Source organism: Vibrio methylphosphonaticus (assembly GCF_023634655.1).
In the GTDB taxonomy this organism is placed as follows: domain Bacteria; phylum Pseudomonadota; class Gammaproteobacteria; order Enterobacterales; family Vibrionaceae; genus Vibrio; species Vibrio methylphosphonaticus.
Genome location: NZ_JAMKMS010000008.1, coordinates 1 through 21,727, shown reverse-complemented (window position 1 = coordinate 21,727; position 21,727 = coordinate 1). Strand labels below are relative to the sequence as shown.

Below are 21,727 nucleotides of genomic sequence, written 5' to 3'. Positions count from 1 at the left end.
CTATCCAGAAAATTATAAGAATAATCTGATGAGAGTTTAGGGTGCATATCAGAGTTTTCTTACGTCCAATGCAATATCTAAGTAGTGGTAATCTATTTGAACCTAAGAACGTCTACTTAAAACAAATATCCGCCCAACGGGCTAACCCTGCAGTCACAGAACCAAAATAGTTACCCGCCACTAAAGGAACATTGGGAAGAACCTCATTGACGGCTTGGCGCAATACTATAGAACGCGCGGAACCTCCCGTCATAAATACAACATCGGGTTGTATTCCCGCCTGCTTTACCGCTTCTGAAACTAGCGCTTTGATTTTTTGCTTCGGGTTATCTATCGCACTTTCCATCTCTCCTCGCGTAATATCAACGTCTACCTGTTCAGAAATCAGTTGAATGAAAGCACGATGTTGTTCAGCCTCGCCTAGGGCAATTTTGGCCTTTTCTGCTTCTCTAATCACGGCATACCCAAGTGTATCTTGATGAAGCTTCACTAACCTAGCCACTTTGTCCGACTCTTTTGCTTCCTTCAAGAGCATTTTGAGTTCTTTTATGTTTTCATGGGCATAGAACTTTCTCTGTGCCTGAACATCGTTAATCGCAATCGGATTCCAAAACTGAGTAACAGGGATATCAAGTCCAGAATGACGTTTAGTTCCCATTCCAAATGCAGTCATTAGACGACGAAAAGCAATATAGATATCCAAATCATTGCCCCCAACACGCTGCCCAGAATGGGCTATCAGAGAATCGGCCCGCTCGGAGCTGCCGGCCCAACTAGGTCCCATTTTTATAAATGAACAGTCTGTTGTACCTCCACCAATATCCACAACTAGAACATTCTTATCCTCAGACAATGTTGCCTCATAATCCAACCCAGCCGCGACAGGCTCTAACTGGAACGCGACATCTTTAAATCCTGCACGAGTAGCAGCGCGATGTAATATGGCTTCAGCTTGCAAGTTGGATGCCTCTCCACCACGACCAAGAAAATTAACAGGTCGACCTATAACCGTTTGGGTAAGTTCTTGGTTAAGCTGTGCTTCAGCTCGGTGCTTAACATTCGCCATCATTGCACAGACCAAGTCTTCAAAGAACGACAGCTGCATGTCACGCAACCCCATCGTGCCCAAAAAAGATTTTGGCGATTTGATGTAGTACACATCCTTTGGGTCTTCTAAGTAGAGCTCCAAAGCTTGTTGCCCAAACAAAACATCAGACGAAATGACATCGATACCTTCTTCTCTGTTCATTTTGATCGCACGTCTAAGCACCGTGTCGCCAACGTCATTCGATGGCTTTATGTTTAAACAACGAAATAGATATTCAGATACGGTTTCTGCGGTTGGAGCACAAAGTGTTGACGGAATATAATAATCTTCGCCTGCTAAAGGTATTTGCTGTACTGAACCATCGATAACATGTGCAACAGAGCAGTTTGCCGTTCCGTAGTCGAAACCAATAGCCATAAATATGTACCTCTAAATAATCAAGTGGGGAAAATACAGTCGCGCGGTTTTTATCGTAACTCTGAGGGGAAATAGCGAAGGTGAAACGCGTTGGCTAGGATACCAACCCTTATGTGAACTTCAACAAAATAACCGCTACTTAGGGGCTGTTTTTACACTGCTAACAATATGAATAAGTAGTATTCGATAGGTTTCTGCGGTTTGAGAGCAACAACGCCGTAATACATGTTTATCGATCCTAGGATTAGAACAGGGTTTACAGTGTAAACTCATAAAGAGGAAGTTAATACAACTGGTTTACATGTATTAACCTCACTCTTTTATCTTGTGAATCAATCAAATATCGCAATACTCTGTCGACTGATTGCGACTAACTGACCGACATTATTCCATACGTTAGCTTCAGCATGTGCATAACCTTGAGCAGCCTGTCGTGTATGGGATTGATACGCAAACCAGTCCTCCACTCCGACGGGCTCATGGGGATGAATAAATTCAAGGTTCCACATCATAGTACTTGCCGGTGCTGGTAGCTCCATCATTTGCAATACGCCCGGAGGCCATGCATCAACTAAACAGATGAGGTGTGCATCGGTAATTTCTTGGGGCGCCTGCTTAAATCGCATCCAACCATAGGAATGAGAGTCTTTACTGGATGTAAACGGCAGATGTCCACGCGCTAATGCCAAATCAATATGCGCTGTATAGTTCGGTGCTCCTTTGGCGACATCCGGAAAGAGCGGTAATTCATTTGGATCGGGCATTATATGATTGTCTGAATTTTTTACTCGAATTTGAGAATCACGATCGGAACCGAAGCAGGCTTGCTGAAACACCACAACTTGATCATTTTGAATCAATCTCGCACAAATCTGCGAAACACTTTTTCCTTCTCGTAATACTTCGAATTGAAAATGAAACGGCGCATCAACTAACAAAGGACCAACGAAATTAGTATTAAGTGATCGAAGGGCACGATCAATCTTTAACTTTGATCGCATAGCGGCATATAAGATCGCGGCCGACACTCCGCCAAATACAGTTCTTCCCTGCCCCCAAGATGAGGGGATCGTCATTGATCCATCATTCAAGGCGCACTGCGTCGCTTGTTCTATAAGTTTGTCAAAATGCATACTGCCACCAAATGTTAATACTTTGTTATTGGTGACAGTAACTGGTCTGATTAGGTAGTTCAAATACTATCGTGCTGATATGGCATCTGCGTCAACATTTATGATTAATCACTTGTCATCGATAGGGTGACACAAAGAGCATCAACCATCTACAGGACGGTTATTAACGCTTACGGGGAGGCAGCATATCCGTCATCGAGCCTTCGACAAGTTCTGCAGCAAAGGCGAACGTTTCTGATAAGGTTGGATGCGCATGGACCGTATGCGCGATATCCTTCGCGCGACTACCTAGCGTCATTGCGATAACGGCTTCGTGAATTAACTCACCCGCATTTTCTCCACAAATACTCGCACCAAGTAATACGCCTGTTTTCTTGTCAAACAGCGCTTTCGTCATACCATTTGAAGCACCTACGCTTTGTGCTCGACCACTCACTAGCCAAGGTACTTTTCCTAGATCGTATTCTATTGCTTGTTCTTTCGCTTCTTTTTCTGTCAAACCCACCCACGCAATTTCAGGGGATGTGTAAGCAACAGATGGAATTAAGGTTGGCTTGGTCGACATTCTGATACCAGCAATCGCTTCCGCTGCCACTTTGCCTTCATGTGTTGCTTTATGCGCTAACATTGGACCTTCGACAATATCGCCAATTGCATAAATCCCAGGGAGTGATGTTTGCATTGTATCGTCAACCGGAATTCGATGGTTACTATCAAGAGAGATATCTAACGCACCTAAATTAATTGTTGTCGTATTTGGACGTCGCCCCACCGCTACGAGCACCGCATCAAACGTCTGATTTCCTTTTATCTTTTTTCCCTCCATGGTGACAACTACGCCATCGTCCTCAACGACCATGTCAACGACTTTGGTGCGCGTAAGTATGTCGTAGCGCTTTTTAATGCTCTTTTGCAATGGTTGGATGACATCTTTGTCGGCCGCTGGTACCAGTTGCTCAGCCGATTCAACAATGGTGATATTGGAACCAAGCGACGCATAGACCTGCGCCATTTCTAAACCAATAATTCCACCGCCTATAATCAACAATCGGCTCGGAATTGATGTCAGATCAAGTGCATCCGTTGAGTCCCATATACGTTGATGCTTTGGCATACCAGGAAGATCAATAGGTTGGGACCCTGTGGCAATAATGGCATGATCATAGTTCACCACGCTCGTTCCCCTGTCGCCGGTTACTTGTAGTGAACGTTTCGTTTTAAACACACCAGTGCCTTTGATTCGCTGGATACCCCTCGCCTTTGCTAATTTGTCTATCCCGCTAGTCAATCCCTCAACGGTAGCGACCTTGTGCGAACGCATTGCAGCGATATCAACCTCCACCTTGCCAAATGACACCCCCATGGACTGGGCGTGCTGCGCCTCTGTAATCATGGATGTGGCATGAAGGATTGTTTTAGAAGGAATGCACCCCTCATTCACGCAAACTCCCCCTAAGGTTTCGCTACTCTCAATTAGGCATACTGAAAGCCCTAAGTCCGCCGCTCGAAAAGCGGCGGTATAACCACCGGGTCCGCCACCTAAAACCGCTACATCCACATGAATAGATTCCGACATCAACGTTCTCCTGCCATATACTGATATTAAACACGAACTTACTTGCTCTTACTTTCAGCAGTATAAACACTCTAAATGTCTGAGTAGTGTCAATTTTTCCCGTATAGTGACTTCAGATTGGTTCAATATTTTATTTCAACTAATCAGCTGATAATATCTGCGCCACCTTGCATTAATTAGACGAGTTTCGTTGTGAGCACGCGTTTTAAAACCTCCTTTTTATCCATGGCTATATCGTCAGTAGCGATATTGTCACTTACGGCATGCTCGTCACATCAAATGAACCAGCTTGGTCTGCGTTCTTCATCGGTTAATACCTACCCTAATAACATGGGTACAGTCGAACTTTGTGAAGTCGCAAATGGCTATCGAGCAACAAACCAAACCGCAGTTTCGGTAGACTCTGAAGTATGGCGTAGAAAGCTTTCTAACGAACAATGCGACAATATCGTTAAAGAACTTTATATGAGCCACTTCATTCGCTCTCTTTCAAATACCACAGTGACGCCCGCTAACAAGCCGAGTACGCCATACCCAACCCCTTTGCCCGCTGAGCCAGTCAAACCCAATTAGCAACCTATCGTTTAGCATCAAACACGCTTGACCTACTCAACGACGTTGTTTATGCACAAAAATAGCTGTCCATTCATGCCATTGCTTCCTTGAAAGAGCGCTCACGACGTATACTTTGTCTGTCACCCAAGATAAAGGATTTAGGAGCGATAATGGAGTTATCGGTAGGTCAAGTTGCGAAGCGCGCTGACATCGCGGTATCTGCGATACATTTTTATGAACAAAAGGGATTAATAAGTTGCCACAGAAATGCTGGTAATCAGCGCCGTTACGATAGGTCGGTTTTAAGGCGCATTGCCGTCATTAAAACAGGGCAACAACTCGGTATGACATTAGAAGAAATAAAGCAGGCAATGAGTTCACTCCCAATTCACCGGGCGCCTTCCCAAAATGAATGGGAAACAATGGCAATAGAATGGAAACAAAGTCTAGACGAAAAAATTACGCTAATGTCTAGATTGAGAGATGAATTAGGAGAATGCATCGGCTGCGGTTGCTTGTCATTAACCAAATGTAAGTTACGTAACCCTGAAGATGAGCTTGCCGAAAAGGACACTGGCCCCGTACTGTGGAAAAGTCCTAAGAGCCAAAACTAACCCACTAAATCCTCTTCTTTTAGTTTTGGTACAAAGTGCATTACATTGTTTTTAAGATGAAAACTAGCCGGGCCGTGTGTGTTTTTCGTTGTGATTTTTTCACCACCAATGCAAACCGTCACACGAGTATGAGTTTGAACTAACGATTCTGCGGTATTAATTTCTAACTTGGCAAACAACTCTTCTTCCAGCGCTGCCTTTTTAGTATTAAGACTGTCAATCGCGTCGGTATTGGTACTGTTTAGATCAGCTAGTTCCTGATTTTGTACTTCGCTACGCGTTGATTTAGGAATCTTCTTTAATTCAATTTCGCGACGAATCGCCGCCATTTTAGCTTCTTGTAATTCGGTATATTGCGCTTGTAAGGCGTCGATTTTGTCTACATACACCTTGTGGTTAGAGAAGGTTTCAATATAAGTTGCCGTGTCACCCTCAACACCGAGGTGATTGCAAACCACTTTCCCACCGACTAGTGCTTGTCCCCCACTTAATGTTCCCTGTTTTTTATTGTTGCCTTGAACCCATAAATCCCCATCACAACTAAGATCATTATTCAGGCTATGAACGGCTAACTTAATATCCCCTTTTGCAGATAACTCAGAAAATTGAGCATAGTTAGCAACAATATCCCCTCCAGATCGAATTAGACACGTTTTGTCTTCTCCATCATCAACGTTATGTCCGATGATACCCTTTGAGATAATGATATCACCGTTCGCCTCCAACTTTGCCGATTCGACAAAGCCTCCAACCGTTATAGAGCCTGAAGCAACCACTTCCATTTGCGCTTCAACATTTCCAGAAACAACCACACTACCCTCAAAACGAATATGCCCCGTGGAAATATCAATCTTTGACAGACAAAGAGCATCGTCAACATCAACAGTATTCGTTTTGATAATAGGCATACCTGAAATGGTAGAGATAAGTAAATTTGGGTTTTCGTCAGAAATAGTCGTACCTTTGCCAACTTTCAGCTGTGTATCTTTCACAGCTCTAGGAGGGATAATACTGCCGGTCACGGTATAACCATTTTGTCCGGTTAGCGCCGGTATGCGCTTCATCAGTTTCTCACCTTGGCCCACCATCACCATTTCACCAAGGTCGCGCATATCAACCTTATCCGAGTCAACCAGTCGTTGAGGTTTCAGTACTCGGGACTTGGGATCAAGAATAAGTGGGATAAATTGACTGTCTTTCCCTTCAACCGGGCGCTTTCCTATCGCAACGGGTTGAACGTAGGTTTTACCCGCCTCCAATTGCCGACTAAGTAGTAAGACTTTTTTTAAAGCGAGTTTATTGATGCCCTTGAGCACCTTTGCATCAGCCAACGTTTTTATCACTTGCGCACCAGTCAACGGTTCACCACCGTAAGCACCTTCGACCGTCATGCTCGCCAACATATCTTGTTCACTCATAGTGACAGATACCGAGGCGTTTTTTTTGTAGGCCAGTATCATCCCCTGAAAGGCTTCTTTTTTTGCTTGTTGTGCAAATGCAATAAATTGATTAACGGCGGCTTCATCAATATAGAATGACTTAACGTCAAATTCAGAAAGCGCATTTTCAAGTAGGCGTTTTTCTAGACTCAGTCCTTGTTCGTCTTCTTGCGGTAATACCGCAAGAACCTCTTGTTTGTTATTAGACAATTGGAGAACACTTTTCCACATGACAGGTATAACTTCCTTATTAACCGCCCACGCTTTTCAAACAAAGTGTGATCGCGCTTCAACGAATAGGGTTTATCTTAATCCAGTCTCAATCTTGAGACTATAAAAACTTCCTAAAACTCGCGCGGCGGTCACGTTGTATCACTTGATATTTACAAGCCATCGTTTAGTTAAACCCAGACTTACAATCAACATGTCCAACGACTTTAATAAAGTGCATGAGATTTACAGTGTAAAACTAGATGATGCTGGTCAATTTACACTGTAAAAACACAGTGCTGTTTTACAGTGTAAATTGAAGCAATAGTGATACCCTACGATTTACACTGTAAAAGTTGAATATAATGGTTAATATCTTTTCTTAGCTCAGCTTCGGATTGCTTTCTTCCCGAAAAATTAAGATGCCGAGAACACTCTTGCCATGTCCAGTGCAATAGACCAACCCCAATAAGCAGCGCGCTATCTACGTGAATTTGACGACTAGCTAAGATACGAAAAAACGAAGGGAAAGCCCAACGACAAGTTTCAAGCGCATTACCACCATTAGCATACAACTCTAACAGCGTTGGTACGGACTCCTCGGGAAATGAATGGCTGCTTTCACTAAACAACGACCATGCTAATTTTGGCTCTAGCTCTCGATTAGCAACCATTAGCTGAGATGGGATTGCGTTATTAAATATAACTCGAGCCTGCTTTATCCATGTATCAGAGATAGAGTTCATTGGTTTTACAAGCGCAAGGCTATAAGTGCCACTGGATTGATCTTTAGATGCACCAAGCCTCACTGGCAGATAATCACTATCGAGCCAGAAGCTTAGTAAAGGAAGCGTAAGCCCAAACGAAGTTGCGAGATAATCCACTGGCCTAGTTGTATTCGCTGCGTAGCGCGACAACAGTTCGCTACCAATTCCTTTAGAGTGAAGCATAGGATGGACGGCTATTCGCATAATACGGGCACATCGCTGTGTTCCAGGTTCGGAAAGCCCTAAGTGGTTACTCAAATCACATGGAATCAAATGTCCTTTAGGGCGTGAACGACCAAGCATGATCGAATCTACCGTTTCGATAGAGAGTGCACCTTCGTAATGAACAAGCATACTCGCAACAACGCGCTGTCCAACTGTCATGACGTGAAGCTCAACATTGTCATCCTGAAGAAGGAGCATCAGATCGTTAGGCGACGTTTGATAATGAGCGTTGACCAATAATGCAAATGACTCTGACAGCAAAGGACTCTGACGTATTTGCTCTTTACTCGTAAACGTAGTCATCGATAAGCCCAAACTTCCCGAAGGTTTATCCAGTAAGACTGGGTCAACTTCAGCCAGCTCACTGCCAAGCATAAACGTTGTTGCGCACCACGCCTCGAGAGGGTCATCCATTGCCCATCTAACCGGCTGATCCATCTGATAAACTCTAGTTCCCGATCGAGCTTCTAAAAGCCAAGGAACAAATTTGAGGCTAAAGCCTCTTCCGCAGCCCTCGTAACCATGAATCGTTGTTGTCATTACCACGCGGTGATAATTCTCGATAATCGACTTGAGCATTGAAACGGGTGTGGCAGCGGCTTCATCAACAAAAAGTAAATCACATTTTGGGCGTTGTTCTAGTAATTCGTCCGGAGCAACAAAGATAAGGGAAGCGTCAAGATGCCGGTTCGATACGTCTGCATGTTCAAAAATTGGCGCGACCGCTTGTTTACTTGGCGCGACCACAATTATGGTTAACGGTGCTTGTGCTAAAAGTCGTTTAGCCGCCAACCCCAATGCGCTACTTTTGCCGCGACCACGGTTAGCCGTCAAAACCAATGGTCTTTTCCTATGTCCACTTAATACTTTTTCAATAAGCGTTATCGCTTGGCTTTGTTGGTCATAACACGCGTCACCTTCGTTAAGGCTTAATGCCTGCATTTTGCTTAGCCAATGGTTATCATCACGAAGGCTCCCCTGCCCTTCAGACAAAATGGGAAGAGGAAAAAGATGGGACTGAAGCCAAGGATCAAGTCCTGAGATAGAACGACATACCAAAATTAAGCAGCCACCGCCCACTAAGCTACCAACTGCGGCGTTAAAGCTATTGGCGTCGAAACCATCATCTAATGACACAACAATAGAACGGCTTTCTACACCAAGAAGCTGACGACCTTGTTTAGCAGAATAATAGCGAGTCCCAAATAAAGTATTCCCACCTAATTGGCAAACTGGCAAGTTGTCGCTGTCTTGCATAAATTGAGAAATAAAGGCTTGAACCCAATCTGAGTTTCCCTCGAGTATGAACACACCACGGGTAAAATGTTGCCTCGCGGCGTAAAGAAGAGGCTTAATAGATTGATATTGTTCAGAGGTTATATGTGACATAGCGTTGTACATTAAAAAAGGCTACGTCTATATTAGCATAAAAAAATACCCCGCTTATGCGGGGTATCTGTTATTGAATTTTAGATTTAATGAACGTTAATATCTCGTCCATTGTTTGGTCATCGACCTTCTTTAAATTGAGCGCTAAGTTTGGCCCTTTGCGAGTGTAGCTTGCTCGCCCTTTAACTAAATCTGTCTTAGTCACTTTGGTACGTTTTGGCGGCACAAGTTCGTGCATCCAATTTTCTAACGTTTCGGACACTTCTTTGGTAATTCGTGCAACGCCATGAGCGCGGCTTTGTTGCCAAATATACCCATCCGTTTCTCCACAACGAGCAATCAACTTGAACTGATTATCATCGCCAAGTTCGTTAAATTGTTTATGCAGCTTAACGATTGTTGGTCGCCCTAAATCACTCACATTTGGATAAGCTTGCAATAACTCTAAAGGTAAATCGGCAGCCTTAAGTGCGCCACTAACTAACGCTTCGCTACACTGAAACATTTTTGCCAGCGCTTTTTGGTCTTCAGCTTCGCCACTGTCGAGTTTGGCTAACATTTCTTTACCCTTCTCATATAATGATAAAGGCTTGTGAGCGTTCGCGACATCCGACAAAAACTTCGCGTGGTCGGCATTGATATTGTTGGCAACATAAATCAAGAATTCTTGATTAGCGATAATACAAGACATTCGACGACGGCTACCGTCGAGAACTTCGATGCTACCATCATCTTGACGACGTCCTACTGCTGGGTATTGCTGTCCTTTATCACGTAATGTTGCAAGTACATCCGACAACGCATGCTCATTTAAAAATGATTGTTCACGAGCGTTTTCTTGGAAAACAAAAGTCGTGCTTTCAATTTTTTCGGCTGGGATACGAATCAATTCAAATGAAACAAGATCTTCACCAGCAACAGCGAGTTCAATTACTTGTGCTTGTTCTTTCGCAGCGCTTTGCGCCTCTTGAGGCGTAGAAGCACGTCGTTTATTGGCTTTTCCAAATAGTTTTGCATTCAGATCAGAAGTTTTAATTGCCATCTTCTATTACCCTTGGTTCAGTGAAGCCCAGTTGCTATGTAACACTCTTTCTAATTCTAGTGCACTTTTCTGTACCGCATCTTGCGCGGTCGCTAATGTCTTTTTACCACCTTCAAAATCACCGGCAGTAAGATCAAAAACCGTACTATAAGTATCGGCGCACGTTTCAAATGCTCGGCTACGCGGAATCGTTGCCATCATAACTTGATCGCCAAGTAAGTAATTCATTTCAGTTAATACCGATACTTGCTTTTTATTATCATCTTCAAAGATAGTTGGCATCAAGCGCACAAACTCAAGCCCTTTCCAATCGTCTGGGAACATCTCGTACACCGTTGGAAGATGTTGGAAAAAGTTAACGGTTGATGCCCAATCGAGTCGTTTTGCAGCGCAAGGAATAAGTAGTGCATTAGAAGCGTACATTGCATTCCAAACAAGTGGGTCAACGTGAGGACCTGTATCTATCATTATGATGTCAAAATCCTCGGCAATCTTATCGGTGAGCTGCTCTTTTAGCAGCTTAACGATATCGAGTGACTGATTTTGCGATAGGTTTTGCCATGCCTCCGCGTTAAACATGGCATCCTCAGGGAAAGCAGAAATTGTCTTCAAATTCGGATATTGCGTTGGCAGCAACACATTACGGCGTAAAAACTCTAAATCGATTTCAGTCCCTTCAGGCACATTTTCCAGCATTACATCTACTGCAGAATAAATATTATCGTGATCTGAAGAGCTAATTTGGGGGTTCAAAAACAGGCGCAATGAACCTTGTGGGTCTAAATCTATTAAACAAATGCGATAGCGTTTTTCTAAGTTCAAAGCTAAACACGCAGCTAAGTGAACGGCGCTCATCGACTTCCCTGTTCCACCTTTCTGGTTTTGTACATTAATAATCCAAGGTTTGTTTTCCTGATTATTTTTTCGTTCATGGAATTTAGGCACTGCAGCAGCATCCATCAACATATGGGCTTCTTGCAACGAGATAGAATAATGGTTGGCATTATTTTTTGTAAATTGATGCCCGTCAGCTTCTAATTTGCTGATCGCATCATCTAGTTTTCGACGCGTTAAACCAGAACGCGTTTCCATCATAGCCTTAGACATAGGAGGAAAATGTTCTTCACTTCGTTCTTCTAATACTATTTCAATACGATCGGCTTGCACCTGCTGAGTGAGCTCTGCGAGGCGACAAAGATTATCTATAGTTTGTTCTCTTTTCATACCTAAGTACCAGTCAAGTAACCTAATCAAATAACGTACAGCATTATCGTACATTCTCACAAAAAAGCTGTCCATACATTTAATGAGTATAATTGCACTTATTTTGACAATGTATTGTCAATTTGTGATTTAAGACGATTAATTGAACAGAATTACACACCACTTTGCCTTGAAGTGAGTAAACTTTAAAAGTGTTACAGCGTCACTCATTTACAATGTAAACAACTCATCGTCCGGAACGATTATGATTGTCCGCTAAACTACGGCAGCTGATGTTTGTATTTAAAGCGACAAGGAAAAATGGAGGGTCATAATTAAACGAGTAATCAGCGCCTTGTAATCAAGAAAATATGTACAATGAGAATTAGAGATGAATTTAGACGAGAAATTGATGGTCATTGATACAAAAAAAATATGGAAACATGATCAAGGTAAGTCTTCAATTTTAACGAAAAAATACAAATACGACTAAAGCATGATCAAGGGGTAGCGAATCAATCGTTCCCGTATGACTAAACTCAGAACAAGATCGTAAATAGGGAAGAATGATCAAGTACTATAAGCCACGGAAGCATGACGTTTTGATAGTAAACTACGGCCGATGCTAGGTGGAATAAGGGATATAAGCGATTAAAGCGTGCGTTATTAATAAATTGAAATACAAAAGAGGCATTCTGCGCCTCTTGATCATGTTTCCTAAAGCACAGTGACGCTTGGCAATCTCACGTATACAGCCAGATACGTTAATCAAAAATCACAAATTAAATGTCATTGCTTAAAAAACACACAAAAATAAGCATGTCTTCAATGTCTTGATCATTCTTCCGTAGATAATCCAATGTATTCATGACGAAAATCGAAAATAATTAGTGGGTAAAGAGAGTAACTTGTGGATAAGTCATTTTTATAACTTGATCATTGTTCCTAATCCCTTATGATCACCTTTCCACTATCTTCATGATCATTGTTTCTTTTCTTAATGATCATGCTTTCCGTTTTTAATGATCATCGTTTCGATACAAACATGATCATGCGTCCCAGCGATCAAAAAAATATACATTTTAAAACAACAGCTTATAGGCAATTTCAAGCCCAGATCATTAGATCACTTAATCATATTAGATCAGTATTATCAGATAGATCATAAACATAGATCGATAAAAATAATCCTTTATTTATGATCTGTTTTTCATTATTCTTTGGAACAATATCGGAATTACGGATAGTGTGATATAGATCTAATCATGAGTGATAATAATAAAGTCCTGATCAAACTCCCAAGAGATCACAAAGGGGGACATCTCTTTGAAATTACAGAAGCATCCGTAGATTGGATTGAACAATACCAGCATTTCAAGGGCGTCACTAAAAGCATCCTTGAACTCCTCAATCTCATCTCTTTACGCGGATTTAGTTCAAAAGATGGTTATGTATCAACAACCGAACTTATTATTGCAACCGACGGCAAACTAACGCGAGCAGCGATACAACAACGACTCCGAGCGGCCGTTAACATTGGTTTATTTTCTCAACTGCCGGTTAGGTTTGAAGAAGGTTTAGCTGGGAAAACGATGCTACATCGGTTTGTTAACCCAAACCAACTCGTTTCAGTATTAGGCGCAACCAGTCTTGTTACCGAATCCGTTAAGCAATCGGAAAAACAAAAAAAGTCTAAAGCACTCGCTCAAACTCAAGTAAATAAACGTTTGTTAAATGAACATGGTTTATATACACCACCAGCTATGCGCGATGAAGCTGACCAATTCATAGTATCGCCGACCAATTGGGCGGGCATCATCGATCAAGCACTCGCGCCACCAAGAACGAGAAAAAGCTATCAAAAATCCATGGTATCGATCTCAGGTACTCGTGCGGTAATTGAAACACGATCATCCAAAAACATCATGACAGTCGATGATCTGATGACATTGTTTGCGTTGTTTACCCTTACCGTTCAATACCATGATCACCATCATGAAGAATATCAACTCGATGCTAAACATGTTCCCAATAAGACACCGCTCTACATTACTGATATTTTGTCATTGAGAGGCAAAAAGGACAGTGGACCGGCTCGTGATTCTATCCGTGATAGCATTGACCGCATTGAATTTACTGACTTCCAACTTCATGAGTTAACGGGACGCTGGTTAAGCGAAAATATGCCTGAAGGCTTTAAAAGTGATCGCTTCCGCTTTATCGCCAGAACCATTACGGCCTCTGAAGAAGCCCCTCGTGAAGGGGCTGATGGTGAAATTAAAATCAAACCAAACTTATATATTTTGGTTTGGGAACCTTCGTTTTATGAAGAGCTGCTGACACGAGATTACTTTTTCTTGTTTCCTCCTGAAATCTTGAAACAGCACACTTTAGTGTTCCAGCTTTACTCGTATTTCCGAAGTCGTATGGCACGTCGTCATACTGATTCGTTATTACTTTCCGAATTGAACCAGAAATTGGCACGCAACATTGAGTGGCGACGTTTTTCTATGGATTTGCTTCGCGAGTTAAGGCGCCTGGGTGAAGATCCTCAATCAGATAATGAGTTTGACGTTAATCTATGGGGTTATCACCTCACATTAACGTGTTTGGATCCTTTAGCTAAGTTGCCTGACTTTCAAGTAGATATTCGCTGCGATGTGGAAGAAGTGTTGCGTTATTCTCGAGCGCGCACCACAAATGCTGGTAAACGTAATATGGCACCAACGCTTCCTAACCCTTTGAGACATGAGTTGGTAAGTCGCAAGCAGCTTGACGAGCTTTCATCCATTATTGATGGTGAATTTGAGCCTATACAGCGGAAAGCACCATCGCCGAAAGGTAACTTAGGCCGTCGAGTTAAGCAGCGTAAGCACCTTGTAGAGATCAATGCTGATGAGATTACCATCGTATTATCTAAATATACTTCACCAGAGGCTCTAGAACGCAGTATAACGGCGTTATCTGCGATGACTGGACATTCACTGGCTTCAATTAAACAAGAGTGCTACGAGCTTATGGAGAAGCTTGATTGGCTACGTGTCGATAATAATGTGATTCCGTATGAAACCTTAAGCCAAGTCGTAGAGTTATATAATTCGCGGCAGGAGAACAAACATTTGTCGATTGAACGGCTCATATCGGCATTAGCCGTGCGTAAAAAGGTGTGTAAAAGCGTGTACCAAGGTCAAGTTGACGAAGCTGTGTTTCGAGTGTTAGATGAAGTCTCCATCTAGATTTTATTTGTTAGAAAATTTGTTGAGATACAAACATAACGCTGACAAAGCATTGACAATGCCAAGGGATAAGGTGGCTATTATTTATCCCGAATAGACAACCTTTTGTCCTCTCTATCGAAACATGTAGATTGGCTCATATTGTTACATTCATTCTGATATATTTTTGGCGAGTTCTTTTGAGCTCGCTTTTTTTTTGCCTGTTTGAAACCCGCATTTGATTGCAATGTTGGGTTTAGTTGGGGGAAAAAATCGTCTTGCTTGATATGAAAAATAGGGATCTGGATCACGTCTGTTTTTGACAGTGTAATCCTCAGAATGTACGTGGCAATTTTATCAATTTCAAAGCTAATTTCTGACATTTTTTAACTTCTACTCAGAAGTATTGATTAAGTCACACTCTGAACTTATTTCCCTTAACAACAAAATTATCCTTTGCTACAGATTAGGTGTCCTAGACATGGTTTATCTGGAGGAAACAATGTCCATTAATTCTATCGACCATGAAGATATGACGTCTATCACGACAAAATGGGATCACTCAGAAGAGTACATGGAAGAACAACGCCCAGCGAAGCAAGTTAAATCAGCAGAGGCGAGAAGACGCATTGAAGCGTTGAGAGAAATCAAAGAGAGTGGATTGACTCTTGAAGAAGCGAGAGAACTCGGTTTGATTCATTGATCGCGAGAGCGTCAAATAAGAGGGTGGCATATTGCCACCCTTTCGTATTTTTAGCGACTTGATTTGAGTTAAAGGCTTCATCGGTGCTATATTCTGCGATCACTTGAACTAATCAACGAATGGCTATGTCTTACAACTTATCGTTACTGCCTCCAGCAGAGAAAAACAAAGTTGAGCTGGATAAGCAGGCCTCTTATGTCGTTTGGCAGCTTAAAGAGGCAAAAGTGGGTCCTGATGCCATCAGAACTCAGCTTGAAAATATCCGTGATGAAGCTGAAAAAGCGTGGTTTGAGCAATGTGTAGCCAAATACAAGAAGATGATGGGTGTGTTGTGATCGTTTACATGACCCATCACAATTGATTTGCCTCCGTGATTTGATAAAATCCTCGCATTAAATTGAATAAGAGAGAACATCCCGATGGGAAGAAGTTTTGAAGTGCGCAAAGCCTCAATGGCAAAAACTGCAGGCGCAAAAATTAAAGTTTATTCCAAATACGGTAAAGAAATTTACGTTAGTGCTAAAAATGGCGGTAGCGACCCTGATATGAACTTAGCGCTTAAGCACCTGATTGCTAAAGCGAAAAAAGACCAAGTTCCAGCGCACGTTATTGATAAAGCACTAGACAAAGCTAACGGCGGCGGTGGTGAAGACTACCATGCAGCACGCTACGAAGGATTTGGACCAGGTGGCGTTAGTGTTATTGTTGACTGTCTAACAGATAACGGTAATCGTACGTTCCAAGATGTTCGCCAATGCTTTGTTAAAACTGGCGCTAAAATTGGTGGTCCTGGTGCGGTAGCTCATATGTTTGAACACCAAGCTGTATTCCAGTTTAAAGGTGAAGACGAAGAAGCCGTACTTGAAGCGCTAATGATGGCAGACGTTGATGTCGCTGACATTGAGCTAGAAGACGGTGTCATCACTGTCTTTGCTCCGAACACAGAATTTTTTAAAGCTAAAACAGCGCTTACTGCAGAGTACCCAGAGCTGGTACTTGATGTAGAAGAGATCACTTTCGTTCCGCAAACGCACACTGCGGTACCGGCGGAAGATGATGAAAAATTCCAGAAGTTCCTTGATATGCTTGATGATTGCGATGATGTTCAACAGGTTTATCATAACGCTGAAGCGTAATGAATATTTAGCTTTAGGTAGGTTGCAGAGGGCTATTCGCGCCAACTATGACGATATCTAAGATGCATTTGTAAAAGCCCGCATTCGCGGGTTTTTTTATATCTACCCTCCGCTTCTTGCAACTTTTTATTCTTTATTCTCTTGCGGCGATGGAACGATGATCATGGCAGCGATTGCATTGGAGTCTTACCCCTTGATCATTCTTCCTAATTGGTAAGCATAGTACCAATGAAGCGGTGAAGTCGGCTCGTTCAGCTTTGTTACTATGTACGAATAGGGGGCTCATAGTGATTGTTGGTTGATTTTCGTGTACAAAGACCTACTAACGAACAGTAATTCACGCTGAGCTTATGGAAAGATATCTCATTCGCTCACTGTTGTTGTGAATTCAATAAAAACAAAGGAGAGTGTGATGAAGGTGAGTTTTATTGGTCTTGGCGTGATGGGGTATCCAATGGCGGGGCATCTTGTTCAGTCTGGCTTTGAGGTAACCGTCTACAACCGTACGACTGAAAAGGCACAGCGCTGGGCCTCGGAATATGATGGCCGCTATGCGGAAACGGTAGCCGATTGTGTCAAAGATGCCGATGTGGTTGCTGTATGTGTCGGCAATGATGATGATGTGCGCCAAATGACCACTTCATCGACTGGTGCTTTGGCGAATATGAAGCGTGGTGCGATTCTAATTGATCACACTACAACGTCAGCCATTCTAGCGGAAGAGTTGGGGTTAGCGGCGACAGCACAAGGTATTGAGTTTATCGATGCCCCTGTTTCCGGAGGGCAGGCTGGAGCTGAAAACGGCGTGTTGACCATAATGTGTGGTGGCAACGAGGACGTTTTTTCTACACTCCAACCGGTATTTAATGCGTATGGGCGCTCATCGGTCCTAATGGGAAGTGTGGGGCAGGGACAGCGTGCAAAAATGGTTAACCAAGTTTGTATTGCAGGCGTGCTCACTGGATTATCTGAAGGCTTGATATTGGCACAAAAGAGCGGTTTAGATATCCCCGCGTTAGTCGATTGCCTTAAAAATGGAGCGGCAGGCTCGTGGCAGATGGAGAATCGAGCTAACACAATGGCAGAAGATAAATTTGACTTTGGATTTGCGATAGATTGGATGATAAAAGACTTAGGCTTTTGCCTTGATGAAGCAAAACGTCAAGGTATTACGCTCCCATTGACTCAACAATCGATAGAACGCTATCAAGCGTTATCTGTTCAAGGGGAAGGACGTTCCGATACCTCTGTGCTGCTTAAAGCGGTCCGTAGCGACTCAGAAAGTTAGATTTTACAATGTAAATTTGAGCGTGAATCTCGTGTGAGATACCGCATATAGAGTACAGCGCTCACTAAACAAGATGCGACACGATAGGTGTGGCATCTTTTTAGATTTAAGCTGTTATTCCTTTACGCTTTTTGAGTCTTCGATATTTAACACGTATCGCCAGTTTTCATCAATTTGTGTAAATGTTTGCAGACAAATATCTTTTCTTTCGTCGCGATAATCTTCTTCTACTTCATCGAGTAGTGTTGGATAGTGCTCTGGGTCGCTTCCATAGACAAGGCACAGTGCACTAAAGTAACGCTGTAAATCAAAGCTGTGCTCACCAATATATTCCGATACCTCGTAGTACTGAGGGCGATCTTCTGACTCAAAAGAAAACATGTCAGCAGCGCTGATAACGGCATCACTACCGCCATTTACGTAGTTGATCATCAGTACGGCTGCGAAGTTATCGACCGCATCTTCTTCTTTCCCTAGAATTGGGATTTGTTGGTCAGCGATATAAGCGTGTCCTATTTCATGCAACAACGTGTGCAGCATGGTATCCATCGCACCTTGCTTGGCCGGTTTACCAAACTTTTTTTGATAATCGTGTTTTAAGAAGTACTTAACAGAGTCAGTATAAAACTGGTAGGGAATGATAACTTGGTGCTGTTGGGGATCATATAATGGACCATCATCCCCTCCATAAACGACAGTCAGAGGTTGATCAAAGCGAAAATAACGCTCGGATAAATCAGACACGAGTGTGTTTACGTCACTGTCTTTTAACATTTGCTGTACGTGTTTATCATCAGAAGATAGTGCTGGTTGGTATTGATAATTAATGGCGGCGTGGCTGTGGATTGCAAAGGTTGTGATTAGCAATCCGGTTGCAGTGAGAGACTTCATTGTCAGTTATTGTCCTTATCGTTAGGGCGATTAGGTGTAAGGTATGACATGTGCTACAATCCGCCACCTTAATATTCGCGCTGTGTAGTTATCTTTTTTGACTATATTGTCTCGCTCAGTATAGACGCCATTTTCGGTAAAAGCTGATGCGTATTTGCTCAAAGCCACTTTGTGCATCAATACCTTGAGTTCAAGTTACATTCCCATTAAAGAGAGTAGGTTTAACCGAACACGGTTGTTGGGTGACGTTGTTATTGTCGTTATCTATCCTACATTCTTACTACACGCATACAATTTAATCTAACCTCATTAAGGAAGATGAGCGATAAGCATATAGAGAGGTTATATGAGCAACACTATCTCTGTTGGAACGTTGGAATCCTTTTTGATCGCAATTAGTGTTCTTTTTCTTGGGCACATTATCAACAGTAAATTTCCCACGCTAAAAAAGTACAACATTCCAGAACCGATTGTTGGCGGCTTGATTGTTGCCTTTATCATTACCGGTTTGCATTTTAACGGCATTAACTTAGAGTTTTCTTTGCCATTGCAGAAGACATTTATGTTGATGTTCTTTAGTACTGTAGGTCTTGCTGCCAATTATAAGCAGTTACTAAAAGGGGGGGCGAAGGTATTCCTCTTCTTAGCCGTAGCGTCAGCCTATATTATCGTGCAAAACAGTGTTGGTGTCGGTATGGCGACAGCACTTGGATTAGAGCCTTTGATGGGGATGATCGCAGGGTCTATTACGTTATCTGGTGGTCATGGAACAGGTGCGGCTTGGGCTCAGACTTTCACTGAAACTTTTGGTATTAGCAACACACTCGAAATTGCAATGGCATCAGCGACGTTTGGGTTGATTATTGGTGGTATTATAGGCAGTCCGGTTGCTCAACGCTTAATTGACAAAAACAACCTCGAATCTGAATACGGTCGTGGCAACGATACACATGAACGCTTCCCTGAACTCGTGACTTACAATGAGTATGAACGAGACCGAGTAACGGCTAAGAAAGTGGTTGAAGTGTTATTCATACTACTATTGTGTGTGACAGGTGCTAAGTATTTGCATGCATGGGTAAATAGCTTTGAAGTGTCGTGGTTGATGATCCCAGATTTCGTTTACGCCCTCTTTGTTGGTGTGTTTATTACTAACATTTGCGAAGTATCAAAAGCTTATAAAGTCGATGCAGAAACCGTTGATATACTTGGTACAGTGTCGTTATCATTATTTTTAGCCATGGCGTTGATGAGTTTACAGCTTTGGAATATTTTCGACTTGGCAATCCCGTTCTTGGTGATACTGGCAGTACAATCGGTCATTCTAGGTGTGTTTTCTTATTACGTAACATTTAGAGTGATGGGTGGAAATTATGACGGTGCGGTGATAGCCGGTGGACACTGTGGCTTTGGATTAGGCGCTACGCCGACGGCTGTAATGAACATGGGTTCGATCGTCAATAGATTTGGTCCGTCTCCTCAAGCCTTTATGGTGGTTCCTATCGTCGGTGCATTCTTCATCGACATCGTTAACCTCATAATAATTCAAGGGTTCATTAGTATAATCGGCTAAAATCAATTCACTATTTAAAAAGTCTCGCAAATGCGAGACTTTTTTCGTTTTTGAGACAATGATAAAAAACATAACAGAAAGGTTTCCAATATACATTTGGTCTGGTATTTAAATGTAAAGGAAACGTGAAATTCATGATTTGAATACGCGTTACCGACATTAGTAATTCGAACAGGCTAGGTCGAAATGTGAGATTACGTCTTTGAGCAGGAAGTAATCCAAGGAGTGAACCATGAGTGTATTGTCTCTTATCGGGTTGGTGCAAGTATCGGGTACTTTGGTACTCGATAGTGCTGGTAAATTAGCATTGCTGCCAGAAGGTGCAACTCCTCGTCCAGGGGATGTCATCATCGACGTGTTAGACAACGCGGAAGTTGGAGATGATCTTAGTGTGCAGTTTGTGTCCGAAGACAATACTCTTGCAGAAGTAGATGTCGCCGATTTGGACGTAGAACAGATAATTGCGCAAGTAGAAGAAGGAGTGGATCCCACTCAATCTGAAGAGCAAGCTCCGGCAGCAGGGGTGGAGAGCAGTTCCAGCCCCACTCTATCTAGCAGTATCGCCCGAGATAGTGCTCAAACAATCGCTCAGACTCAGTTTGAGACAGCCGGTCTTGAAGCTCAGGGGCTTTCTGTTACTCAATCACTCACTCTACTCCAATTTTTAAGTAATTCAGCCCCCGTTGTATTCAATAATTCACGAAATTTTGACGAAGAATCGCAAGACAACCTCCTAGCGCTTGCGCTTCCAACCGATGCTAACAATGATGTGCTTACGATTCGAATTATCAATATTCCTGCGTTAGGTTCAGTCACGTTAGGCGATGGTTCTACAGTCTCGGTTGGGGATGAATTAACGATAAACCAACTGGCTAACCTTCAGTATGATGCGCCTTTGGATTATATCGACGGTGACGAGGTAGGCAGTTTGGGTTATACCGTCGATGACGGGCGTGATGCGCCAAACTCAGTTCAAACTGCGGATGTAGAGATAACGCTTAACGAAGTGAACGACGCGCCAGTGGCTTTTGATGACGAAGTCGTAACCAATGAGGATTCACTGTTATCCGCTTTTCTCCCTGAAGCCTCAGACGTGGATGGTGTGATCGCATCCTACGCACTGCAAGACGATGTCCCAGCAGACAAAGGCAGCCTAACGTTTAACTCAGATGGCTCATACAGTTTCGATCCGGGTGAAGATTTCCAAGGGCTCAGCAATGGTGAGTCGGAAGATGTGACGTTCACCTACATCGCCTTGGACGATGAAGGCTTAGCGAGTGCGCCACAAACCATCACCATCACG

General features: G+C 42.8%; 17 protein-coding genes. 9 read left to right on the top strand and 8 right to left on the bottom strand.

Annotated features, from left to right (window positions below):
* Positions 1-112: 112 nt before the first annotated feature.
* The 3 genes from yegD to lpdA form a co-directional block, all read right to left on the bottom strand.
* Complete coding sequence (gene yegD, locus M9196_RS10930) at positions 113-1,465, bottom strand: molecular chaperone (RefSeq protein ID WP_250617585.1); 1,353 nt, start codon at positions 1,463-1,465, stop codon at positions 113-115.
* A gap of 332 nt (positions 1,466-1,797) precedes the next feature.
* A complete protein-coding gene (locus M9196_RS10925; RefSeq protein ID WP_250617584.1) occupies positions 1,798-2,598 on the bottom strand; it encodes an acyl-CoA thioesterase in 801 nt (266 codons plus the stop codon).
* 163 nt (positions 2,599-2,761) lie between these two features.
* Positions 2,762-4,174, bottom strand: a complete 1,413-nt coding sequence (gene lpdA, locus M9196_RS10920) for a dihydrolipoyl dehydrogenase (protein WP_250617583.1) — start codon at positions 4,172-4,174, stop codon at positions 2,762-2,764.
* A gap of 192 nt (positions 4,175-4,366) precedes the next feature.
* Here lpdA and M9196_RS10915 point away from each other — a divergent pair, with 192 nt between their 5' ends.
* Together M9196_RS10915 and soxR are read left to right on the top strand one after the other, a co-directional pair.
* Positions 4,367-4,747: a hypothetical protein gene (locus M9196_RS10915; RefSeq protein WP_250617582.1), complete on the top strand. Its 381-nt coding sequence runs from the start codon at positions 4,367-4,369 to the stop codon at positions 4,745-4,747.
* Positions 4,748-4,899: 152 nt separating this feature from the next.
* A complete protein-coding gene (soxR, locus tag M9196_RS10910; RefSeq protein ID WP_250617581.1) occupies positions 4,900-5,343 on the top strand; it encodes a redox-sensitive transcriptional activator SoxR in 444 nt (147 codons plus the stop codon).
* Here soxR and M9196_RS10905 read toward each other — a convergent pair.
* From M9196_RS10905 to M9196_RS10890, 4 genes are all read right to left on the bottom strand, one after another.
* On the bottom strand, positions 5,340-6,992 hold the full coding sequence (locus M9196_RS10905; RefSeq protein WP_250617580.1) for a DUF342 domain-containing protein: 1,653 nt from the start codon (positions 6,990-6,992) through the stop codon (positions 5,340-5,342). The two genes, soxR and M9196_RS10905, sit on opposite strands and share 4 nt — an antisense overlap.
* 335 nt (positions 6,993-7,327) lie before the next feature.
* Positions 7,328-9,373, bottom strand: a complete 2,046-nt coding sequence (locus tag M9196_RS10900; RefSeq protein ID WP_250617579.1) for a GNAT family N-acetyltransferase — start codon at positions 9,371-9,373, stop codon at positions 7,328-7,330.
* Positions 9,374-9,443: 70 nt separating this feature from the next.
* Positions 9,444-10,415 carry a ParB/RepB/Spo0J family partition protein gene (locus M9196_RS10895; RefSeq protein ID WP_250617578.1) on the bottom strand — a complete coding sequence of 324 codons (972 nt, stop codon included), beginning with the start codon at positions 10,413-10,415 and terminating at the stop codon, positions 9,444-9,446.
* Between the two features lie 6 nt (positions 10,416-10,421).
* Positions 10,422-11,639: a ParA family protein gene (locus tag M9196_RS10890; RefSeq protein ID WP_250617577.1), complete on the bottom strand. Its 1,218-nt coding sequence runs from the start codon at positions 11,637-11,639 to the stop codon at positions 10,422-10,424.
* Between the two features lie 1,244 nt (positions 11,640-12,883).
* Here M9196_RS10890 and M9196_RS10885 point away from each other — a divergent pair.
* The 5 genes from M9196_RS10885 to M9196_RS10865 all read left to right on the top strand — a co-directional run bounded on the left by M9196_RS10885 (position 12,884) and on the right by M9196_RS10865 (position 17,960).
* The gene (locus M9196_RS10885; protein ID WP_250617576.1) at positions 12,884-14,854 is read left to right on the top strand and encodes a replication initiator protein RctB domain-containing protein; all 1,971 of its coding nucleotides are present in this window, start codon (positions 12,884-12,886) and stop codon (positions 14,852-14,854) included.
* 481 nt (positions 14,855-15,335) lie between these two features.
* Positions 15,336-15,536, top strand: a complete 201-nt coding sequence (locus tag M9196_RS10880) for a PA3496 family putative envelope integrity protein (RefSeq protein ID WP_250617575.1) — start codon at positions 15,336-15,338, stop codon at positions 15,534-15,536.
* 125 nt (positions 15,537-15,661) lie between these two features.
* Positions 15,662-15,871 carry a DUF3283 family protein gene (locus tag M9196_RS10875; protein WP_250617574.1) on the top strand — a complete coding sequence of 70 codons (210 nt, stop codon included), beginning with the start codon at positions 15,662-15,664 and terminating at the stop codon, positions 15,869-15,871.
* Positions 15,872-15,955: 84 nt separating this feature from the next.
* Positions 15,956-16,672: a YebC/PmpR family DNA-binding transcriptional regulator gene (locus M9196_RS10870; RefSeq protein ID WP_250617573.1), complete on the top strand. Its 717-nt coding sequence runs from the start codon at positions 15,956-15,958 to the stop codon at positions 16,670-16,672.
* Between the two features lie 412 nt (positions 16,673-17,084).
* A complete protein-coding gene (locus M9196_RS10865) occupies positions 17,085-17,960 on the top strand; it encodes an NAD(P)-dependent oxidoreductase (protein ID WP_250617572.1) in 876 nt (291 codons plus the stop codon).
* Between the two features lie 114 nt (positions 17,961-18,074).
* Here M9196_RS10865 and M9196_RS10860 read toward each other — a convergent pair whose 3' ends face one another.
* The gene (locus M9196_RS10860) at positions 18,075-18,851 is read right to left on the bottom strand and encodes a DUF4344 domain-containing metallopeptidase (protein WP_250617571.1); all 777 of its coding nucleotides are present in this window, start codon (positions 18,849-18,851) and stop codon (positions 18,075-18,077) included.
* A gap of 346 nt (positions 18,852-19,197) precedes the next feature.
* Between M9196_RS10860 and gltS the strand changes: the two genes are divergently transcribed.
* Positions 19,198-20,424: a sodium/glutamate symporter gene (gene gltS / locus M9196_RS10855; RefSeq protein WP_250617570.1), complete on the top strand. Its 1,227-nt coding sequence runs from the start codon at positions 19,198-19,200 to the stop codon at positions 20,422-20,424.
* A 232-nt stretch (positions 20,425-20,656) separates the two neighbouring features.
* A partial coding sequence (locus M9196_RS10850; protein ID WP_250617569.1) for an Ig-like domain-containing protein occupies positions 20,657-21,727 on the top strand: 1,071 nt, incomplete at its 3' end.